This is a genomic window from Proteiniphilum sp., assembly GCF_040307845.1.
Taxonomy (GTDB): Bacteria; Bacteroidota; Bacteroidia; order Bacteroidales; family Dysgonomonadaceae; genus Proteiniphilum.
Genome location: NZ_JAWRIS010000008.1, coordinates 1 through 21,778, shown reverse-complemented (window position 1 = coordinate 21,778; position 21,778 = coordinate 1). Strand labels below are relative to the sequence as shown.

The following is a 21,778-nucleotide window of genomic DNA, read 5'->3' as shown; positions in this document are numbered from 1 at the left end:
TAATGCAAATTTAGGGAAAAGTTCGGCAGTCACCACTTGATTTTTTACCATTTCTTCATCCCATAATGTTAAATTTAAAAGATTTTACTAAAACAAGGGGATAAACAAAAACCGGAATCGTCGTATTATAGAGGGTACCTTTGAAATACTGAGATATCCTTTAGCATACGACAACAAAATACTTAAATGAATGCGGACAATACTTATACCAGTTATACGGATTTTTTTAAAGATAAAAAATTTATCCAATGGCAATTGATGCCCGATGAGAGTTTAGATACCTTCTGGCAAAATTTCATTGGACAACATCCGGAACAGAAGAAAAATATAGATAAGGCAATCACCTATCTCAAAAGGAGCGGAATGAGTAAAAGCGACTTAACTAAAGATGAGCACATAGTACTCCTTGAAAGAATTCAGAAGACTATCCGGCAAGAGAAAAAGATATCGCATCGCAAATACTTTTGGTATGTAGCCGCTTCCACTGCCGCAGTTGTATTGATCATCCTTGCAATTGGATTATTTTCCCCTTTATCGGAACAGGTTACTTCCCGCGATAAGGAATTGATTATCGGAGAATTGTTGGATAACGAAGATGTTCAACTTATTACCAGCGAGGAAGCTATTATATTTCAGAACGATGTGGAGGTGACACTCAATAATGAAGGTACGGCTGAAATTGTACAAGCCAATAATGAAACCAGCAAAGTAAAAATCGCCCAAGATAAGTTGAATTCCCTGATTGTTCCTTATGGCAAACGCTCCACAGTTACACTTGCCGATGGGAGCAAAGTATGGCTCAATTCCGGATCAGTATTCGAGTTTCCGTCCCAATTCAGTGGTAAGAAACGGGAAATACGTCTGCTGTCGGGAGAGATGTATGTTGAAGTATCCCACGACAAAGAAAAACCATTTTACGTGCAGACTGGCAATTTCAATGTGAGGGTATATGGCACCAAATTCAATATCTCCAACTATTCAGGCACTCCACAATCAGTCGTATTGGTGGAAGGGAGCGTTAGTCTGCAATTATCAGATAAAAAAGAACTGTTCTTAAAACCGAACGAACAAGCCGTTTACTCGGAAAATGGCACATTCGACATGCAAAAAGTCGATGTGAGTCAATTTATCAGCTGGAAAAACGGCTATCTCTCTTTCGACAAAACGCCGATGACCGAAGTATTACAGCAGGTCAGCAGATATTATAATCTTTCTTTTGATTTTGAAAATGACGTAAACCTTCAAAAACGTACATGTACGGGAAAAATATATTTATCCGACAACTTGGACAACGTAATGACAATTATAGGATTATTATCCTCCACGACTTACACGAGAACCGATAATAAAATCCTTATCACAAATAAACCCGCTTAAATGAATATGCCTATGGATAGATAAAGTGAAAAATTAAGAATTAAAAACTGACAAAAAAGGTCGAACGATACTGCGAATACCGTCCGACCGGAGATAATTTAATTTTCTTAGTGCAATAATAATTAAATCATACAAATATATGAATAAACATTCTATTGGGGAGAAAAAGAACTCCAATAATTACAAACGTATTCTAAGAGTCATGAGAATAACTGTTTTTTTGTTCTTTTTCGGTATTATGTTTTCTTATGCGTCTCCAAGTCACTCTCAGGAGACGGAACTGTCACTTCACCTGAAATCCACAACCATCAAGGAGGCTTGCAGAGAGATTGAAAATCAAACCGGACTCGTATTTGTCTTTGCCGACAATGCAGAGGAAATTTTGATGAAAAAAGTAAATATCCGCGCAAACAGCAAATCTATCAGTAATGTCTTAGACAATTTGCTGTCCAACACGGGATTGAAGTATAGAATAGTGGACAAACAGGTCGTTATATATAAAGAAGATAAAAAAATCGACTTACTGGAAATCCATAGTGCTATCCCCGATGAAGTTGTCCAACAACTGAAAAGGATGATTACAGGAAAAGTAGTCGATGAAAAAGGTGAACCTATAATCGGAGCTAATATTATAGAAAAAGGGACAACAAATGGCACGGTGACTGATATCAATGGGAATTTCAATTTGAGTGTTGAAGAGAATGCCATACTGCATATCTCATATATCGGGTATCTAATGCAAGAGATCAATACTATAGGTAAAAATGCTATGCAAATCATTTTGCAGGAAGACATGCAATCACTGGAGGAATTAGTGGTAATAGGGTATGGAAGTATGACACGCAAAGATGTGACCAGTTCTATCACAACCATTTCTTCCGAAAAATTGAATGTAGGGGTTTTCTCTAACCCTGCTCAATTATTACAAGGTAAAGTGCCGGGATTGACTGTCACGCAAAGTAGTAATCCAAACGGCTCCCCTTCCATTACGCTGCGTGGCGCATCTACGTTCCGTGACGGGGCAGCACAGGAACCCTACTATATAATCGATGGAGTGCCGGGGGTTTCTTTGGCACTGGTTGCCCCAGATGATATCGAGAGTATTGATGTGTTACGGGATGCTACGGCTACGGCCATCTACGGTTCAAAAGCTGCCAACGGTGTGATCATCATTAATACGAAAAGGGGGCGGGCTGGTCATACAAGCATCAATTACAGCGCCTATATCGCTTCAGACGAAATACTGAAGAACTGGGATGTGATGGATGGAGAACAGTTGCGTCATTACGCCAGAGAAAACAACATCGTCCTGGTGAATGATTTGGGAGCCAACACCAATTGGCAGAAAGAAGTTCAAAGGACTGGATGGAGCCATAATCATAATGTTTCCATCAGCGGTGGATCGGAACAGACTTCCTATAACTCGAGTATCAACTACATGGAACGTCAGGGAGTTATCAAAGGTACCAAGATGGATCGACTGACTGGTCGTGCTTTTTTGGAATCGAAAGGGCTGAACAACCGGCTTACAGTATCATTCAATATTAACACGAGTGTCACAAACCGGCATAGTGTGCCTTTTGACGAGCAGGGTCAGAGCGTGCTGGATGCGATGAATTATTACTCTCCACTTGTTCCTGTCAGAAATGAAGATGGCTCCTGGTATGAAAATAGTGGTATCTCTCAGAATTATAACCCTGCAGCATTAATTCACGAAAACATGTATGATACAGAAAATAAGCAGATACAGGGTAATGCCAAAGCCTCCCTCGAGATAGCAAAAGGTCTTCTGTACAACATGAGTCTGGCTTATCAAAATGAACAGTATATTTTCAGTAATTATAATACCACCCAGTCTTTAGTTGCTTTGGGTATGAGTGGAAAAGCCGACCGATCTACGGTAAACAACAAGAGAAAAGTGTTAGAAAGCTATTTTAACTATGACCATATTTTTGGAGATATTCACAAACTGGGATTGATGGCTGGTTATTCATGGGAAGAAAGTAATGATAACGATGGATTCAAATTGACCACCTATAATTTTTACAATGATGTGCTCTCTTATTACAATCTGGGAATGGGAAATAAAGTAGATATCAATGGCCTTGGCTTAGGAGATGGTCGCTATATGCTGTCGACGATGAGAATGATCTCTTTTTACGGCCGTGCCAATTACTCTTTTAACAGCAAGTATATGTTTCAGGTAACCCTTCGTCGGGATGGGTCCTCTGCTTTCGGTAAAAATAACCAATGGGCTACATTTCCATCGGCCTCTGTAGCCTGGCGTATTTCAGAAGAGAGTTTTATCAAAGACTTAGGTCTGTTTGATGATTTAAAACTGAGATTGGGATATGGGGTAAGTGGAAATGCCCTTGGTTTTGACGTTTTTACTGCCACACAAGTGTATGGTGCGACAGGATGGTTTGACTATGTAACCTCTTCCGGAGAGACAGAACTGGTGCATACGCTCGGGCCCACACGCAATGCGAATCCTGACCTGAAATGGGAACGTACCGGCATGTTTAATGTAGGTATAGACTTCACTCTCTTCAACAGCCGATTGAATGGTACCATTGAGTATTACAAAAAAAATACGAAAGACCTGATTGCCGACTATCAGGTGTCCACAACAAGGTATCCCTATAATTGGCTGACTGCCAATGTGGGAGAGGTAAGCAACAGAGGTGTTGAATTAAGCCTTAACGCCATTCCTGTAAAAACGAATAATTTCAACTGGGAGACTTCCCTAAACCTTTCTCACAATAAAAACCGGGTAGAAAGACTTTCTAATGACACCTATTCCGTCGACTATTTTGACCGTGCCAACCTTAATGCCGCGGGATTTGCCACAGCAACCCAGCAACGAGTTATGGAGGGTTATCCTATCGGGCAATTCTACACATGGAAATGGGCAGGTTATAATGAGGGTGTATCGCACTTCTATGTGTACGGTGAAGGGAGCCTAAAAGATCTATACGGAGAAGATTTTACTTCAAAGGTGAGTAAACAGGCTGACGGCCGATACCTTGACAATCAAACCGGGAAATTGGTTACCACAGCCAAGCCTCTGTATGATGACCGCACTGCTTCCGGTTCGGCACAACCAAAACTCACTCTGGGGTGGAACAATACGTTGAATTATAAGAACTGGAGCTTGACTGCATTCTTCCAAGGTGTTTTCGGTCATAAAATCATGAATGGTACCCGTGCATTTCTGAGCAATTACGCCAGTGTAGGAACCGGTAAGAATGTGTTGGCTTCCATGTTTAATGACAACTTAGCCACAGACTACAACTCGCATGCACCTTCAGACCGCTATCTGGAAAAAGGTGACTATGTACGGCTCTCCTCTCTTACATTGGGATATAATTTTGGCGCAATCAATGAATATATCAAAGAACTTCGTCTATTCGTAACCGGCAATAACTTGATGACCATTACCGGTTATAAAGGAATCGACCCGGAGATGAGTCTGGGAGGATTGGAACCCGGTATCGATAACCGTCAAACCTATCCACGTACCCGCACCATCATGCTGGGAATAAATGTTAATTTCTAAAAACTGAAATAATATGAAATTCAGATATATAAAATTATCCTTGTCGTTTTTATTACTTTTTGGGGCTGTAAGTTGTACAGACCTCGACGTGGATGTGAAATCGCAATATACTGCTTTCCCCGATTCGGAAATCGCCGCGGAAGCAAAAACGGCCGATGTCTATTATATGATGAGAGAGCCGCTGGGACGAGACTATCACCATGCCCAAACCCTCTCTTCCGATGAGGTAACCGGTGTTTCATTAAGCGGTGATTATTATGATAATGGTCGCTATGCGCATATGTCCCTTCACTCTTGGACACCGGATGACGCGACTATCGGATACTTCGAGACATTGACAGGGGGTATTACCAGATGCAACAGGACAATTATAGAGCTGGGAGGCGAGGAGGTCGCCATTACTGCACCCGTACGAGCTGTCCGTGCCTACTATTTTTGGGTATTGATGGACAGTTATGGAGATGTACCTTTACTGAACCGGCTTCTTGAAGAGGACGAGGCGATAAATCGTGCTCCTCGTGCCGAGGTGGCAGAATTCATTGAAAAAGAGTTATTGGAAGTACTCGATTTACTCCCCACGAATGTAGACGCATCTACCTATGGCAAGCCAACACGTTATATGGCTGAGGCCCTTCTGGCAAAGCTCTATCTGAATTGGGCAGTTTATACCTCTACGGATGTGGCAGCATACTCTCCCAACATGGCTAATCCAAAATTAAATAATGTGGTGGCTATGTGTGATGATATTATTGTATCGGGCAAATTTGACTTTACCGATCCCTATCTCTCTAAATTTTATCCTGAGAATGGCCTACATATCAAGGACTTCATTTACGTGATGCCATTCGACCGCCAATCACAACAAGGAATGACCTATGGCCGCTTTTGGACACACAGGAGCGCCAACAGTGGTTTCTATGGGGTTAATCTTCCCAGCAGTGTAGGAGGTAACTTTGTCTATAACCCGGAATTTGTAGATAAATTTTCACTGGAGGGAGATGACCGGAACGAGCAAATAATCGGCGGCCCACTTTATGTGCGTGATCCTGCAACTTACAAGGCCACCTCAACTCCCTGGATTGTGAATGGTGTGCATGTGACACTGACTAAAGAGATAGAATTGATTGATCAACAAACTCTTGATGTAGGGAATGATCTGAAAGGGCGATCACAGGGATATCGATCCATCAAGTTTTATATGGATCTAAAAACAACCAGTGCCCAAAGCCGTAACCAGAGTAATGATGTTCCTATCTTCCGCTATGCAGATGTATTATTGATGAAGGCTGAAGCGATCATGCGTGGGGCTTCTGCCACCCAAGGAGACACGCCGGCTTCACTGATGAATCAGATACGTACCTATGTGCATGCTCCTTCGGTAACCGGTAATCCAACGCTGGATGATCTGCTTGACGAACGTGCTCGTGAATTTGCTGATGAAAGTTGGCGCAGAAACGATTTGATCAGGTTTGGCAAATTTGAAAATGATTGGGGATTCAAACACATCGTCAATCCTAATGCTAAAAACCAGAAATTCCGTCGCATCTTTCCTATTCCGACATCTGTGCTAAACACCAATACTAACTGGTCACAAAATGCAGGATATTAATATGACTTATTTTTAATAAAATGAGACAGTCGAAAGTTAAAATCTCAAATCATTTTCGACTGTCTCATTCAATTTTCCTATCTAATTGGGTTATTCCAGATATAAATCCTTAAAAGTAGAATGGTTACTCTTCATAGGTTTATTTTGCCCCGTAAGCAAAATACTTTCAAGATTTGTTTCGGAGCAAAAAACATTGTTACTTTATGATGTAAAATTATTTTTTCAATAACATATTATAAAACTCTGTGAAAAATATATATTTTACTACACTTTTTTGTTTATTTATTTCGCAATTTTCAAATTCTCAACAATTTGAAAATTGGGTCAATCCCCTTATTGGGACCGATATAAGAATTGTGGAGGGAAAAGATAAAAACTCTACAGAAGAACGAGGACAAGTAATTCCGGCTGTGGGTGTCCCGCATGGAATGACAAACTGGGTTGCCCAGACACAACCGACAGAACAGAAATGCCACCCACCCTATTATTATTTCCAACTCCATTTTCAAGGTTTCAGGGCCAGTCACTGGATGAATGGATCCTGTACCCAGGATTATGGGAGCGTAACCATTATGCCTCTGAGCAATACACTGGAGTTTGATCCGGATAAAAGAGCGTCTCTGTTCTCACATGATGATGAAACTGCAACTCCTTCGTATTATTCTGTAGAATTGAATGAATATAATATTAAAGCGGAAATTACGGGATTATCACGTTCCGGAATTATGCAATTTGATTTCAGGCAGGAAGGAGATCATTACATTGTCATTGAACCCAATAGCGATGAGGGAGCAGGTTATATCAAAATAATTCCTGAGAAAAGAGAGATTATAGGATATAATCCGGTCCACAGGATCTATCAGGGATATGGTATGCCTGCAGGTTTTTCGGGTCACTTTGTAATCCAGTTAAATAACGATATTGAAGAGTTCGGAATATGGGAAGGACAAAAAAGTTATAAAGGAAAAGAAGAAGCAAAAGGCGATAACTATTCTGTTGCCGCATGGATCAAGCTCCCCTCCTCAAAATCAAAAAAAACCGGTGTAAAAATCGGAACATCTTTTACCAGTATTGAAAATGCAAGAAAAAATCTCCAGGCTGAAATTCCAAGCTGGGATTTTAACAAGGTAAGACAACAAGCTTCTGAGATCTGGAATAAAACATTAGGCCAAATTGAAGTGGAAAGCAATATCCATGAAGATAAGATAAAGTTCTATACGGCTTTATATGAAACTCATTTCCTTCCACGTGTATTCAGCGATGTCGATGGATCTTACCCAAAATTCGACGGGGCAGAATCAATTTTGAAAATAGAAGATGGAGAATACTATTGCGATTTTTCACAATGGGATACTTATCGTGCGGTACATCCTTTATTTTCCATTCTTAACCCAACCCGTAACGGGCAAATGGCCAATTCTCTTGTCTTGAAAGCCAAACAAGGAGGATGGTTGCCTATTTTCCCATCGTGGAACAGCTATACTGCCGCTATGATTGGTGATCATTGCATCTCTATGATTGGTGACGCCATCATAAAAAATATACCCGGATTTGATTACGAAGAGGCGTATGAGGTTATGCGTAAAAATGCTTTTGAAATAAATGCCGATTCAATAAGTTACCGAGATGGGAAAGGCAGACGGGCAATGGAATCCTATCTGAAATATAACTATATACCTCTGGAAGATCCAGTAAGGGAGGCATTCCATAAACAAGAACAGGTCTCAAGAACATTAGAATATGCTTACGATGACTTTGTCTTATCACAAGTGGCTAAAAAATTAAATAAAACAAATGATTACACTCAACTTAAGGAGAGAGCACTCAATTACAAAAATGTAATTGATCCTGCAATAGGTTATGCTCGTGGCCGCCATAGCGACGGACGCTGGATTGAACCTTTCGACCCATTTGCTTTTAGCCCGTTTATCTGTGAAGGAACACCGTATCATTACACATGGTATGTACCGCAGGATGTTGCCGGCCTTATAGAACATATAGGAGGAAAAGAACGATTTACAACCCTGCTCGACAATTTTTTTGAAGGTGGTCACTATTGGCACGGAAATGAACCTGGGCACCATATCGCTTATCTTTTTGCATATGTACAGGAACCCTGGAAAACCCAGAAATGGATTCACAATATCATTGAAAGTGAATACTTCACTACTCCCGACGGATTATCCGGTAATGAAGATGCCGGGCAGATGTCTGCATGGCTGGTATTCAGCATGCTTGGCTTTTACCCTGTCTGCCCGGGGATGCCTTATTATGTAATCGGAAGTCCATCCTTTGAAAAAATCTCCATAACAATGGAGGACGGTAAAAAATTTATCATTCAAGCTAATAATTTCAACAAGGAAAATATTTATATTCAATCCGCTACATTCAATGGAGAGACTTATAATAAAAGCTATATCCATCATAAAGATATTATCAGCGGGGGTAAATTAATTTTCGAAATGGGAAAGACTCCCCACAAACAATGGGCCTCATCAGACGATTCTATTCCGGCATCAATTAACTTTTAAAACTCAATAATGAACCGATAAAATTTCTTGTGTAAGTTGGCTTTTCTCTCGGCTTTCACTACATTTGCAAAAGCAGTTTAATAAGTCCTGTAATTCTTGTAAGGCAGAATAAAATTTAATGTGTATTTAACATGAAAACATATTTTGGATTAATAACATGGCTGGTTACAATCTGCTTATGCGCCCAGCAAAACGTGAATTACGATGAATCGAAAGTACCGGCGTACGTACTTCCCGACCTATTGCAAGCCAATAACGGAGAGAAAATCACCAGCACGACACAGTGGGAAAAGCAGAGAAGACCGGAACTCCTGGAGTTGTTCGCCTCACAGATGTACGGCCACACCCCGGAAGAGAAGATCGATATTGCCTACGAAACAGTAACGGAGAATCCGAATGCCATGAACGGGAAAGCAACCTCCAAGCAGGTGAGATTTATTTTCTCGAACGGTAATAAAAAAATAGAGGCTCTTTTATTGATGTACATACCCAACAAAACGAAGGGTAAAGTTCCTGTCTTTGTAGGGTATAATTTCAAAGGAAATCATAGCACTACTTTAGATACAACAGTACTGTATTCGCCCGTTTTCCATCTCGTGAAAGAACCGGATCATCCCGACTGGGAAAGAGGGAATCAAACAAGCCGGTGGAGTTATGATAATATTATCGATCGTGGCTATGCCGTGGCAACCATGTGCTACCACGATATTTATCCCGATAAACCGGAATTAAGGGATCACAGTATTGTCTCTCTTTTCGAGGGGTATGATCCTGAAAATATTGCTCCCGACGAATGGCAGGCTATCGGTGCATGGGCATGGGGATCGAGCCGCATAGTCGACTTTCTGGAAACACAGGAGAGAATAGACTGCGATAAAATAGCCATCATGGGACATTCCCGCCAGGGAAAGGCTGCCCTATGGGCGGGTGCGCAGGATGAACGCTTCCGTATTGTCATTTCCAATGATTCCGGATGTGGAGGCGCCGCACTTTTCCGAAGGAAATTCGGGGAGACCGCAGCCATCATCAACAAGAACTTCCCTCATTGGTTCTGCGAAAATTTCCGGCAATACAACGATAAGGAAGAAACCCTCCCGGTGGATCAGCACCAACTTATCGCCCTGATCGCACCAAGGAAGGTGTACGTTGCCAGTGCACAGGAAGATCTCTGGGCAGACCCCAGGGGTGAATTCTTATCCGCTTATCACGCAGGACCGGTATACCGGCTATATGGATTAACGGCTATTGAATCTGATGGAATGCCCGATTTGTATAAACCGGTCATGGGAGACGTCGGCTATCATATAAGGACAGGCAAACATGATGTAACTGAATACGACTGGGAGTGCTATCTGGATTTTGCCGATAGACATTTCAAAAATTAATTTGTGTTCATCCATTTCAACAGCAAAATGAAACATATTTCACCCGTTATTTTTTTCCTGTCAATTGTCTTATCGGGCTGTACAGGCACAATAGAAAAGCAACTCAGCGATTATGTAAACCCTTTTTTAGGTACAGCCACCTTGTGGGAACCGGAAGACCTTGGATATGTACGCACCTGGGATGTACGCACCTGGGGGGCAGAAGTCTTTCCGGGGAGTTCCCTTCCCAACGCCATGGTGCAACTGAGTCCGGTCACTCAATTCCGGAGTGGGGCCGGCTATCAGTATGAGGACACGGTGGTCTATGGCTTTTCACATACCAACAAAGGACACTGGAACCTGCTGCATATCCCGTTACTACCGGTAACCGGAGAGATCACACCCGGGAATTATGTGTCTACTTTCAGCCATGATAACGAATCGGCTCACCCGGGATATTACCGGGTATTTCTCGAGACTTATGGTATCAATGCAGAGTTGACTACCACGCTACGTTGCGGCTTTCATCGGTATACCTATCCCAAGGGAGCGGATAAAAAACTGGTGGCCGATATGACCCGTTCCAACAACCATGTAAAGGATTGGGACATCCAAAAGGTAGACGAGTACGTCTTTTCCGGTTTTCAGGACGCCGAAGGTAAACTGTATTTCTATGTAGTCTCTAACTATCCGATAGAAAATATTCAACAAGTGGAAGATGAGAAGCATGAAATTTCTCTGGTAGACTTCGGCGAGAGTGCAAACGGTGGGATGCAGGGCGAAAACAATAAAGACAAGGAAAGTGGAAAAAATGAGCCGCTGGAACTCAGGATAGGGTTCTCTTTCGTCAGTATCGAAAATGCAAAAATGAACCTGGAAGCAGAGATGCTACACAAAAGTTTCGACCAGGTGCGTGAGGAAGCCGATGCCGAATGGAATAAGCTGCTGTCGAAGATTAAAGTTTCGGGCGGCACCGAACGTGAAAAAGGCCTCTTCTACTCCACCCTCTACCGTTCATTTCTTTGGCCGGCCTTACGCAGTGATGTAAACGGTGATTTCACCGATGAGAAAGGAGAGGTTGTCAATGAGGGATTCCGCTATTACACCAATCCCTCATTCTGGGATGACTACCGCAATAAACTGGTATTGCTGGCAATGTTGTCCCCAGATATCACGACCGATATCATCCAATCGATTACCGACAAAGGGGAAAAGAGAGGAGGCTATATGCCTACCTTCTTTCATGGCGACCATGCCTCGGTATTTGTGGCAGGTAGTTATCTGCGGGGCATCACCGGTTTCGATCTGGAACGTGCTTATAAATTATTACTGAAGAACGCCACTGTACCCGGCCGCGGCGGCAGGCCCTATCTCGATGAATACATCGAAAGGGGCTGGATTGCGGAAAAAGATACCACCAACGTACCCACATGGGATGAATACAAGGCGGCCGTCACCAAAACGGTGGAGTATGCCTATGATGATTACGCAACCGCATTGATCGCAAAAGAATTGGGTGATGAGAAAAATTACTCGCTGCTGATGAAACGCTCCGGCAACTACAAGAACCTGTTCGATCCATCCACCGGCTTTTGGCGCGGAAAAATCGACAATGGGAATTGGATAGAAGACTTCGATCCCTACTATCCCTATTTTGCCTATATGTACCGGGAAGCGAATGCATGGCAGTCGCTCTTCTTCGCACCGCATGATCCGGAAGGGATGATCGCATTATATCCGTCTCCGGAGGCAGTGGATCAAAAGCTTGATTCTCTCCTCACCGAGCCCTGGAGAGGATATGAAGCACACAACATGACCGGATTTATCGGTAATTACTGCCATGGGAACCAGCCCTCCCATTCTATCCCCTACACCTATTATTTTATCGGCAGGCAGGAGAAAGCGCAATGCGTGCTCGACAGCATCATGGACCGCTTCTATGATATGGGAGCCGAAAAACTGGCTTACGCAGGCATGGACGATGCGGGGGAGATGTCGGCCTGGTACGTTTTCAACGCCATCGGGTTGTATACCTACTCACCTGCCGATCCGAAGTATATCATCTCTGTGCCCCTGTTCGATGAGGTGAAGTTTTCCCTGGGAAAAGGGAAGGAATTCACCATCAAAAAAGAGGGCGCCGGGAAAAAAATCCGGCAGATCAAATACGATGATGAACCCATAGATGGATGGTTTATTCAACACGCCCAACTTGAAAAAGGTAAAAGACTGATAATAATCACTGAGGAATAAAATAACGGCAGACTATATCTTTTTAAGAATAACCGTTTTTGCCTGGAAATCATTCGTTTTCTTGGCGATTAGAACTATCTCATTCCATTTGTCAAGTGAAATATAAGGTTTTTCATATATCTTACTTGCCGATACGAATAACTTATTCCCTTCGAGTTTATAATCTGAATGAAATCCCCCGTAATCATTCGAATATTCAGAAGATAATGCCTCCAACCCTTCAACGGCATACCCCTCGGGTATCTCTATTCCGATATGATAATTCAAACGGATGGCAGTCGGGAGATAAGCATCCATATTACGTTTCTCATCCCGCTCGTCAGGTTCCCATTGTTGTCCTATGAGTCGGCCAATTTCAAGGATAAGGTTTTCCCCGGCATTCTTCACCAATCCTTCCATGGTATAGGTCACCGTATAATCCAACGCGGGACTGTCAACAATGGTACCTGTCGCACTGAAAGAATAGCCGGTTATCTCATCCGGTTTTTGTCCGTAATAATCTGTAAGTTCCAGTTCAACGGTCTCTTTTTGATTTTTCTTACGTTCCTCTAAGGCTGAAAGATATTCATCGATGTACTTACGGGTCGATTTGTCTTCCTGCAATTCCTCCATCAATGTTTGCCCAATGCCCAGCTTCTCCCTCATCTCTTTATCCCAATCTTCATACATCACCAATGGCCAATAGTCCTCTTTCATACTACCGGTGCTTCTTAGATTCCGTTTTATGTCCAAACGAAGTGGGTTATTCCCTGAAAAGCTCACCTCAATACTGGCATTCAAAATATTATCATCTGATTTTGATTCCGGAATTTCATAGTGTCCCGCGTTGCCTTCCATGCCATACTTTTTATTGGCGGCATATTTCACCACCTCCATCGTAGAGACGGCCTCCCCCTGGTACACCGCGGGAATCTCCCCGGCATACCGGTATCCATTCCTGAAAAAGAAGAGCTGATGATCGTTTGCCAACAAGCCGGTAATGATATCATCATCGGTAACTACCTCTTCTTTTCCCGGACCGAAACGGCTGGTCACAAACAGGAATTTGTGCGGTATATTATGCTCTTTGAAGAGTTGCTGTAACCGGACCACAAACTTCAACCCCGGATAATTGGCGTAATTGCCCGGCCAATGGAAACGCAACGCGTCATACACCAGTACAGCTTGTTCGTCATCAGTCATCGAGGGGTGTTTTTCTATATATTCCGATATGGTCTTCTTCACTTTTTTATCGGTATCCTTCATCCAGAACATTTGCTTTTCCTGCGCCGCCAGGAAAGTTTTGGAATCGTTCAGATACTCGTCATAGGGCAGATTTTCATATACTCCGGCCTTTCGGGCATTGGGCGATTTAAAAATCAATTTGGATGCATTGTTCAGTACATACATACGGATCATGGGAAGACTTCTGTAGGGAGAGATCCAACGGGTTTCATCCAGAGGGAATATTTTCATAAGATTTTCCGCTTCGGCATCAAGCACATAATTATTATCGGCATCAGTGGACAGCTTCATCTCGGGGGCACCATTCACCGAACGGTATTCCACCGTCAGTTTATTCCCGAATTCGCAATGGATGGAATATTTTAATATCGGATATTGTCCGAAAAAGGCAAATATCTCGGGCGGCACATTATAGGTCTCCAGTTCCATCTCGTCACAAACAAAATAGTCCAGGATATCTCCCACCTGCAAGCCGGGTATGGCTACTTTTTTTTCCAACTTTTTATCTTTCTTCCCTTCCGTCACGTTTACCGCTTCCTCATCGATGGCCACCTCCGTCACACTGCCATCAGGCTTGATCACGCGCGCGCCGACGATCGTACGAAGTTTGTTCGACCGCAAATACCCGCTTAGTTTTGCCTCTTCCCTGAAAGACAATTCCGAGAACTCGGTCAAAGCCGACAGGTCGTTGATCTTCACCAACTGCCGGTCTATATTGGTATAATATAACTCCCGGTTGATATCCCCGAACAGAAGGGCATTTATCCTGAACCGGTTCTTGCTGGTTGCTTCGATATGTTGATGACGCGCAAGGATAATTGCTGATTCGTTTTCATATCCTTCCGGCAATTCATAATTCTCAAACTCGGGTTTATCCCATGCCCACACTATTTCCCTTATACTTTTCGCACGTGCCTGAAGGTCATCGGCAAAAGCACCAGTGGAGAACAGGAGGAAGAATAATAAGACGGTAGAGGAAACTTTTTTAATCATATATCTTCAATTTCATTAGTCGTTTTCCCGAGAGTAATTTGTCTTACATAGGCTTTTCTCAATAAACTGATGTCTTTGTTCCATTGATCAAAACCGGTTTTCGGTAAGATTGTCTTTTTTATCGTGATTTCCTTATGATACACCACACTGTCATCATTTACGGTATAGCGGATGGAAAATTGGTAATCATCTGTTTCTATTTCCATATCATCGGGTATATTCTTTATCCGGTAGCCTTCGGGAATTACCACACGGATGCTGGTCACATGGTTTTGACTGAAGGGAAAAGCATAATCGTTCTTTCTTTTAAGTGTATCGATGGACAACTCCGAGAAATCTTTGAAAGCATCCGGATCGATATACACTTCATCAGAGAAAGACCGCAGGCAAGAAGGACGCAGTTCCTGATAGGATATGAGTAGGCTTTTTGAGTTGATATCTATCCCCTTGACATCTATTTCAAAAATCGAATCGGCAGGATTATTCCTTTTCAGGTAATTTTTCAGGTGCATATCGGTATCGCTCTTCGCGGTATAGCGGATTAAAAAGGTCATGGCATATTTGGCTTCTCCTTTGAAAGACAACTCCGACCGTCCTCTTAATTTTCCCTCTTCAATCACATACTCACTGACCAACCGGGTTCTGTTATGTGAAGGAGGAAAAGAGGGGGTCCGGAGCATCAGGTATTGATCACCATCCTCTACCATAGCCATCTTACCCTGGATGGAATAAGCGATTTCACCAAAAGGCATAAACTTCACAGTAGGATCCAAGAAATGAAATTCTCCGTTATGTTGCAAGCCACAGATCATGTGATCGGCGGAAGGGACGGGCAGCGTCCATTCACGACCGGTTTCGGTTGTATTTATCCATACCAGCCGGGCATCAAATCCTTCTGCCTGCAACAGGCATTTCAACAGGTTCGACATCCCCTTGCAATCGCCATATTTCTTTCTTACCACCGATTGTGCCTCGTCGGGTTTAAATCCCTGAATCCCATATTCAAAAGCTATATATCTTATATTATTCTGCACCCAATTGAGCAATGCATTGATCTTATCTTCATCGGATCCGCTGTTTTTAGTTAGTTCTTTTGCCAATTGGGCTATTACGGCATGGTCATTATCCACGAGATCGACCTTGCTTTTACACCATTTATACATATGGTCGAAACTATCGAAAAACTCTTCCGTCTTTTTATTGATGAGGGCTTTCCGGGGAATAATCTGAATGGTAGGGAACGTAAGCAGATAATCAGGCATAGCATCCTCGTACTTATATGCCGGCTGATTTTCTATCCGATAGGTGTATATGGTGCTACCCGACTTGGGATCTGCGTTCACCGACTTACTGATCCCCGGGTTGAAGCTATTCTCGATGATATCTATCTCCATCCACTCGGGCACGATGATACGGATCGTCTTATTTTTGATAAAATGGTTTTCAATAATATTAATGAACGAAAATCCATATACATCCTTATATTTTTTTTCGTAAGTGACCGTACCTGCCGCATTTTTATCCTTGAAGTATAAATCGAGGTGACAAACCTTACTATCGTCATAGAAGATATTCTCCTTTGTATAAGTCCCATATTGGGGAGAAGAAGCCTTCACCCCTTTCACTTTGATTTTGGTTATCTCTGAATTGACATCATAAAACCGGTAAAATTTAACCGGTTGCACATTTTTAGCACATGAATAGGTTACGTCCTGGTTCTCCCGGACAACCACCCTGTTATTTTCCATCACATAAGTATAGGTAGATTGCTGGTCGCTGATGACCATATTATCATCCTCATCCTGAGACAAGAGGGAAATAGGCAGGAAAATGATTAACAACAGCAAAAAATACTTCATAGTGATAGCATAATTCAAGCAATAATTGAAATAAATATTTTATTGCGCAGCAAAAATAATAAATTAACTTCAATTACATTTCATTTATACAATTAAAAATTTCGCCCCTTATTTTTATATATATTCTTTCTTCCTCCCGCCGTTCCACAGTGATGACTGTTGAAAATAAAATATGTAACTTTGCCAGTTCAATTCTCATTTAACAACCGATATCAGGAATGAAACAATTTCTACTCTTTACATTGAGTTGCGTAATGGTAAGCGCAAGCTTGCAAGCTCAACAGCTCAAAGGTGTAATTGTGAATAAACAAGGGGAACCGGTTCCGAATTCAACCATCTATATTTACGAAATAGCTAAAGGAATTGCCGCCGACAACATGGGGGAATTCCAGACCGCCCTTGCACCGGGGAGTTATACCTGTGAATTCCGTTCCCTCGGATATGAGAGTATCAGGAAAAGTATTACTATGGGAAAGGACAATCAGACTATCCGGGTGGAACTTCAGGAAACATCCTATATGCTGAAAGAGGTGGTGGTGTATGCCACTAAGAACAACGAAGATCCGGCTTATCGTATCATGCGGAAAGCAATTGCCCATGCGCCTTATTACCGTTATCAGATAAAAGAATACACGTCGGAAGCCTATATAAAGGGAAGCCTGACCATCGACAAGATCCCGGGAATTTTCAAACGCGCCATGAAGGTCAACGACAACGATTTCGACATCAACTCCCTCATAGGAAAACCATTGGTTATGGAATCGAAAAGCAATATCCGGTTTACATCGCCTGAAACTTACCAGCAAGATGTGATTGCGCTGAAGAGCTCCATTCCCAGGGAATTCAATGCGGACAAGGGGCTGAGCATTGTGACGTCGAGCATCTATAACCACAAACTGAACGGAAGGGTATCCCCGCTCTCACCGGGTGCTTTCAGGTTTTATGCTTTCAAGCTGGAGAATGTGGACTATCAACCCGACCATACCATCAACAAGATCAAAGTAATTCCAAGAAAGAAAAACCCGGATCTTTTTTCAGGTTATATCTACATTCTGGAAGATACATGGAATGTATATATTGCTGATCTGGTCGCCAGTGAATTGGGCACTACGCTGCACTACCGCATCAACTACCACCAGGTACAGTCGTCGGTTTATTTGCCCACCACCTACGATGTGAGCATGACCATGAATACGATGGGTGTAAAAGGATCGGGGAAATACTATGCATCGATGAAATACAACTCGGTGCAGATCGATAATACCCGAAATCCTGTTGCCGTCAATCATACAGCATTGCCGGATGCAACAGACGAATCCGGAAAATCAGATATATCCAACGGACAACCAATGTCCCCCAAACAGCAAAAAATATCGGATGAATTAGACAAGTTAACCCAAAAAGAGGACCTTTCTACCAAAGAAGCCTATAAGATGTCGAAACTGATGAGCCAAATGGTGGAACCGGAAGAGGTAAAAAACCAACGCGAGTCGCTCGAGATAAAAGACATTGAAAGGGTAAAAATGAAGGTGGACACGCTGGCATGGAAAAAGGATTCTACTTTCTGGATAAGCGTCCGGGAACTACCGCTTCGCGAAGACGAACTGAGAAGTTACCAGACAAAAGATTCACTGTCGGGTAACGACTCTATGGCCGAAACCGACAGGGATAGGAACGGGGTAGTAATATCGATCGATGAAAACCCGAAAACCGTATTCGGAAAGATCATCCAGGGAGGCGTGTGGAAAATAAAACCGGACCTTTCGCTCCGTTACGGCGGATTAATGGGTGGATTGAAAGAGTACAACTTTACAGACGGGTTTTGGCTGGGACAAACACTTTTCCTCAATTGGAACATCGACAAGAACCGGAATTTCTCGGTTTCCCCGTCGCTCTATTATGCTACCGCACGAAAAGAATTACTATGGCACATCTCCACTTCATTGAATTATGCACCCATGTCGCTCGGACGGTTTCACCTCTCCGCAGGGCATATCTCCCGGGATATAAATGGCGAGAACGGCGAATCCAGACTGATGAATACGCTTGCCACCATCGATCTGGGCCAGAATTTCATCCGGTTTTATGACAGCCGGTACATGAAAGGCGAACACTACATCGATATTGCCAACGGACTACGTCTGTATACCGGCATGGAGATAGATAAGCGATCAGCGCTACACAACCGGACCTCTTTTAATTTTATCGGCAAAGATGTACCGGAAAATATTCCTTCCGACGCCGCTTCATATCCTGATCACACGGCATCGAATATCACGCTGGAACTCTCTTATACGCCACGTTACCGGTACAGGGTAAGAGAGGGAAGGAAATGGTACGTCTCCAGCAAATACCCTACTTTTTCGGCGGCATATAAAAAAGGGGCCGGTCTTTTTGCCGACAATCCCGCCCCCCTCTACGGCCGGATTTCCGGTGCTGTTTCACAAAATATCAAGGTCTCTCCTTTTGAAGAGATCGATTACCTGTTTTCGGGCGGTACTTTCCTCTCGTCCGACAGGTTATACATGAATGATCTCAAATATTTCAGGAATAATCAAATGTTGTTTACCGCATCCGATTTTAACCGCAGTTTTAACTTGTTGGAACCCTATACCGCTTCAGGCGAGTGGTGGGTGGAAGGACACCTGAATTATCAATCGATGTATCTCTTTTTGAAAAATCTCCCTTTCCTGCAGCGCTTCTCATTCGACGAAGCTATTCACTTACATGGACTCTCTACCGAAAACAGGAAATTGTATCTGGAAGGCGGTTATTCCATCGGCTTCTTAGGCCTGGGCAGGGTAGGAATTTTTACTGGTTTTACCGATAAAAAATTCGACCGTTTCGGTGTAAGGTTAAGCTATCCGCTATGGAATATTATGGAAAGGCCTCTTAAATAAATTAGCTAATCCTACCCCACTCGTAGCGGTTACCACCCAAGCGATCCAGTTGCTGTTTCAATACCAGATGCTCCGGCTGTTCCAGTTGGGGGTCTTTTTCAATCAGCCCTTCTGCGATCTCACGTGCACGGTAAAGAATATTGTTGTCTTTTACCAGGTCGGCAATCCTGAGATCAAAAGGAATGCCACTCTGCTGGGTCCCTTCCAGGTCACCCGGACCACGCAGTTTCAAATCTGCTTCGGCGATGACAAACCCGTCGTTACTCTCTGTCATGATCTCCATCCGCTTGCGGGTATCGGATGATATCTCATAGGGCGTAATCAGTACGCAATAGGACTGGTCTGCTCCACGTCCTACCCTGCCCCTTAACTGGTGCAACTGCGAGAGACCGAACCGCTGCGCACTCTCGATCACCATCACACTGGCGTTGGGCACATTCACTCCCACCTCGATCACGGTGGTCGATACCATAATCTGTGCTTCATTGGCCACAAACCGGCGCATCACTTCGTCCTTTTCAGCCGGTTTCATCCGCCCGTGCATCTTGCAGACACTGAATTCGGGAAAGGCTTCCTTGATATGCTGATACCCTTCTTCAAGGTTTTTCAGATCCAGTTTTTCACTCTCTTCAATCAACGGGTAGACGATATAAGCTTGTCGCCCTGCGCGAATCTGCCCGCGGATAAAATCATAGAGCGCCCCCCGCTTCTTTTCATATCGATGGAGCGTCTGCACCGGTTTCCTGCCCGGCGGCAGCTCATCGATCACCGACACGTCCAGATCACCGTAAACCGTCATGGCCAAGGTACGGGGAATAGGCGTGGCGGTCATCACCAGCACATGCGGCGGCCGGTCGTTTTTCGTCCATAATTTGGCCCGTTGCGCCACCCCGAAGCGATGCTGCTCATCGATCACCACAAACCCGAGGTTACGGAACTGCACGGTATCTTCAATCAACGCATGCGTACCGATCAGGATATCTATTTCTCCTGATTGTAACCCGGCATGGATTCTCTCCCGCTCCTTTTTTTTCGTGGAGCCCGTCAACAACTCCACTTTCAGGTTCATTCCCGAAAGCGTCGCGGTAAATGTCTCAAGATGTTGCGATGCGAGAATCTCAGTCGGCGCCATCAGGCAGGACTGGAAGCCATTGTCAAGCGCAATCAGCATGCACATAATGGCCACCAGTGTCTTACCGCTGCCCACATCGCCCTGTAACAACCGGTTCATCTGCTTTCCCAACGCTGTGTCTTTCCTGATCTCTTTGATTACCCGTTTCTGCGCATTGGTCAAAGGAAACGGAAGCTTCTGCTTGTAAAAGGAATTGAGATGATCTCCTACTTTTTTGAAGATAAACCCGTTCAGCTTTCCTTTTCTTTCAGCGGCATAACGGACAATATTGAGCTGGATATAGAAAAGCTCTTCAAACTTCAGGCGAAATTCCGCATCACGTAACAGGGGTGCTGATTTTGGGAAATGGATGTTCTCGATAGCATCGTGGAATGGCATCAGCTTCGCAGCCTCTACCACATCAGATGAAAGTGTCTCCGGAAGCCGTTCTTTGACTAACCCGAAAGCGTTTTCGATGATCTTTTGCATCGCCCTGGAGTTGAGATAATGGTTCTTCATCTTCTCCGTGGTGTTGTACATTGCCATCAGTCCTTCGGGACGGTCCGACTCATTCATAAAAGGATCAAGCTCGGGATGGGCAATATTCCACTTGTCATTGAATAGCGCAGGCTTGCCAAAAACCACATATTCCTGATTGAGCTTGTATTTCCCTTCGATAAACCGTATTCCCTGAAACCAGACCAAATCTACAAAACCCGTCCCGTCGGTAAAATGCGCCACCAGCCGCCTACGACGCCCCTCTCCAAACGATTCAAAAGCAATGATCTTTCCTTTCAATTGGATATAGGCCATCGAGTTATCGATCTCATGGATATAATAGATCCTGCTCCTGTCGATATAGCGGTAGGGATACCACCTCAACAGGTCGCCCAACGTAAAGATATTGATCTCCTTATTAAGGATATCAGCCTTTTTTGGTCCTACGCCGGGCACGAATTGTATTTCGGTTTGAAGGACATTCATTTTTTAATATTAGGACT

Annotated in this window: 10 protein-coding genes; 7 read left to right on the top strand and 3 right to left on the bottom strand. The window is 43.5% G+C overall.

From position 1 onward, the window contains the following. The first annotated feature begins 186 nt into the window (after positions 1-186). The 6 genes from ABV001_RS01610 to ABV001_RS01585 all read left to right on the top strand — a co-directional run bounded on the left by ABV001_RS01610 (position 187) and on the right by ABV001_RS01585 (position 12,690). Positions 187-1,377, top strand: coding sequence for a FecR family protein (locus tag ABV001_RS01610; RefSeq protein ID WP_352421194.1), 1,191 nt, complete (start codon positions 187-189; stop codon positions 1,375-1,377). A 139-nt stretch (positions 1,378-1,516) separates the two neighbouring features. Then, positions 1,517-4,936, top strand: a complete 3,420-nt coding sequence (locus tag ABV001_RS01605) for a TonB-dependent receptor (protein WP_352421193.1) — start codon at positions 1,517-1,519, stop codon at positions 4,934-4,936. A gap of 13 nt (positions 4,937-4,949) precedes the next feature. Beyond that, entirely contained in the window at positions 4,950-6,545 is a 1,596-nt protein-coding gene (locus ABV001_RS01600) for a RagB/SusD family nutrient uptake outer membrane protein (protein WP_352421192.1), read from the top strand. A gap of 254 nt (positions 6,546-6,799) precedes the next feature. Further along, positions 6,800-9,076, top strand: coding sequence for a GH92 family glycosyl hydrolase (locus tag ABV001_RS01595; RefSeq protein WP_502929818.1), 2,277 nt, complete (start codon positions 6,800-6,802; stop codon positions 9,074-9,076). 131 nt (positions 9,077-9,207) lie between these two features. Beyond that, positions 9,208-10,461 (top strand): glucuronyl esterase domain-containing protein, encoded by a 1,254-nt coding sequence (locus ABV001_RS01590; RefSeq protein WP_352421190.1) that lies wholly within the window; start codon positions 9,208-9,210, stop codon positions 10,459-10,461. A 27-nt stretch (positions 10,462-10,488) separates the two neighbouring features. Beyond that, on the top strand, positions 10,489-12,690 hold the full coding sequence (locus ABV001_RS01585; protein ID WP_352421189.1) for a GH92 family glycosyl hydrolase: 2,202 nt from the start codon (positions 10,489-10,491) through the stop codon (positions 12,688-12,690). 12 nt (positions 12,691-12,702) lie between these two features. Here ABV001_RS01585 and ABV001_RS01580 read toward each other — a convergent pair whose 3' ends face one another. Further along, positions 12,703-14,907, bottom strand: coding sequence for a DUF3858 domain-containing protein (locus ABV001_RS01580; RefSeq protein WP_352421188.1), 2,205 nt, complete (start codon positions 14,905-14,907; stop codon positions 12,703-12,705). Then, entirely contained in the window at positions 14,904-16,766 is a 1,863-nt protein-coding gene (locus ABV001_RS01575) for a transglutaminase-like domain-containing protein (protein WP_352421187.1), read from the bottom strand. Before ABV001_RS01575 ends, ABV001_RS01580 begins: the two co-directional genes overlap by 4 nt. A 218-nt stretch (positions 16,767-16,984) precedes the next feature. Between ABV001_RS01575 and ABV001_RS01570 the strand changes: the two genes are divergently transcribed. Next, a complete protein-coding gene (locus ABV001_RS01570; RefSeq protein ID WP_352421186.1) occupies positions 16,985-19,666 on the top strand; it encodes a DUF5686 and carboxypeptidase regulatory-like domain-containing protein in 2,682 nt (893 codons plus the stop codon). Position 19,667: 1 nt separating this feature from the next. Here the strand turns inward: ABV001_RS01570 and recG are convergent, their stop codons facing one another. After that, positions 19,668-21,761 carry an ATP-dependent DNA helicase RecG gene (recG, locus tag ABV001_RS01565; protein WP_352421185.1) on the bottom strand — a complete coding sequence of 698 codons (2,094 nt, stop codon included), beginning with the start codon at positions 21,759-21,761 and terminating at the stop codon, positions 19,668-19,670. Between the last annotated feature and the right edge of the window lie 17 nt (positions 21,762-21,778).

Excerpts from the sequence above, each read along its gene's own strand:
- ABV001_RS01580 (WP_352421188.1), bottom strand. The coding sequence starts at position 14,907 with ATGATTAAAAAAGTTTCCTCTACCGTCTTATTATTCTTCCTCCTGTTC.
- ABV001_RS01585 (WP_352421189.1), top strand. The coding sequence starts at position 10,489 with ATGAAACATATTTCACCCGTTATTTTTTTCCTGTCAATTGTCTTATCG.
- ABV001_RS01575 (WP_352421187.1), bottom strand. The coding sequence starts at position 16,766 with ATGAAGTATTTTTTGCTGTTGTTAATCATTTTCCTGCCTATTTCCCTC.
- ABV001_RS01600 (WP_352421192.1), top strand. The coding sequence starts at position 4,950 with ATGAAATTCAGATATATAAAATTATCCTTGTCGTTTTTATTACTTTTT.
- ABV001_RS01570 (WP_352421186.1), top strand. The coding sequence starts at position 16,985 with ATGAAACAATTTCTACTCTTTACATTGAGTTGCGTAATGGTAAGCGCA.
- ABV001_RS01590 (WP_352421190.1), top strand. The coding sequence starts at position 9,208 with ATGAAAACATATTTTGGATTAATAACATGGCTGGTTACAATCTGCTTA.
- ABV001_RS01605 (WP_352421193.1), top strand. The coding sequence starts at position 1,517 with ATGAATAAACATTCTATTGGGGAGAAAAAGAACTCCAATAATTACAAA.
- recG (WP_352421185.1), bottom strand. The coding sequence starts at position 21,761 with ATGAATGTCCTTCAAACCGAAATACAATTCGTGCCCGGCGTAGGACCA.
- ABV001_RS01610 (WP_352421194.1), top strand. The coding sequence starts at position 187 with ATGAATGCGGACAATACTTATACCAGTTATACGGATTTTTTTAAAGAT.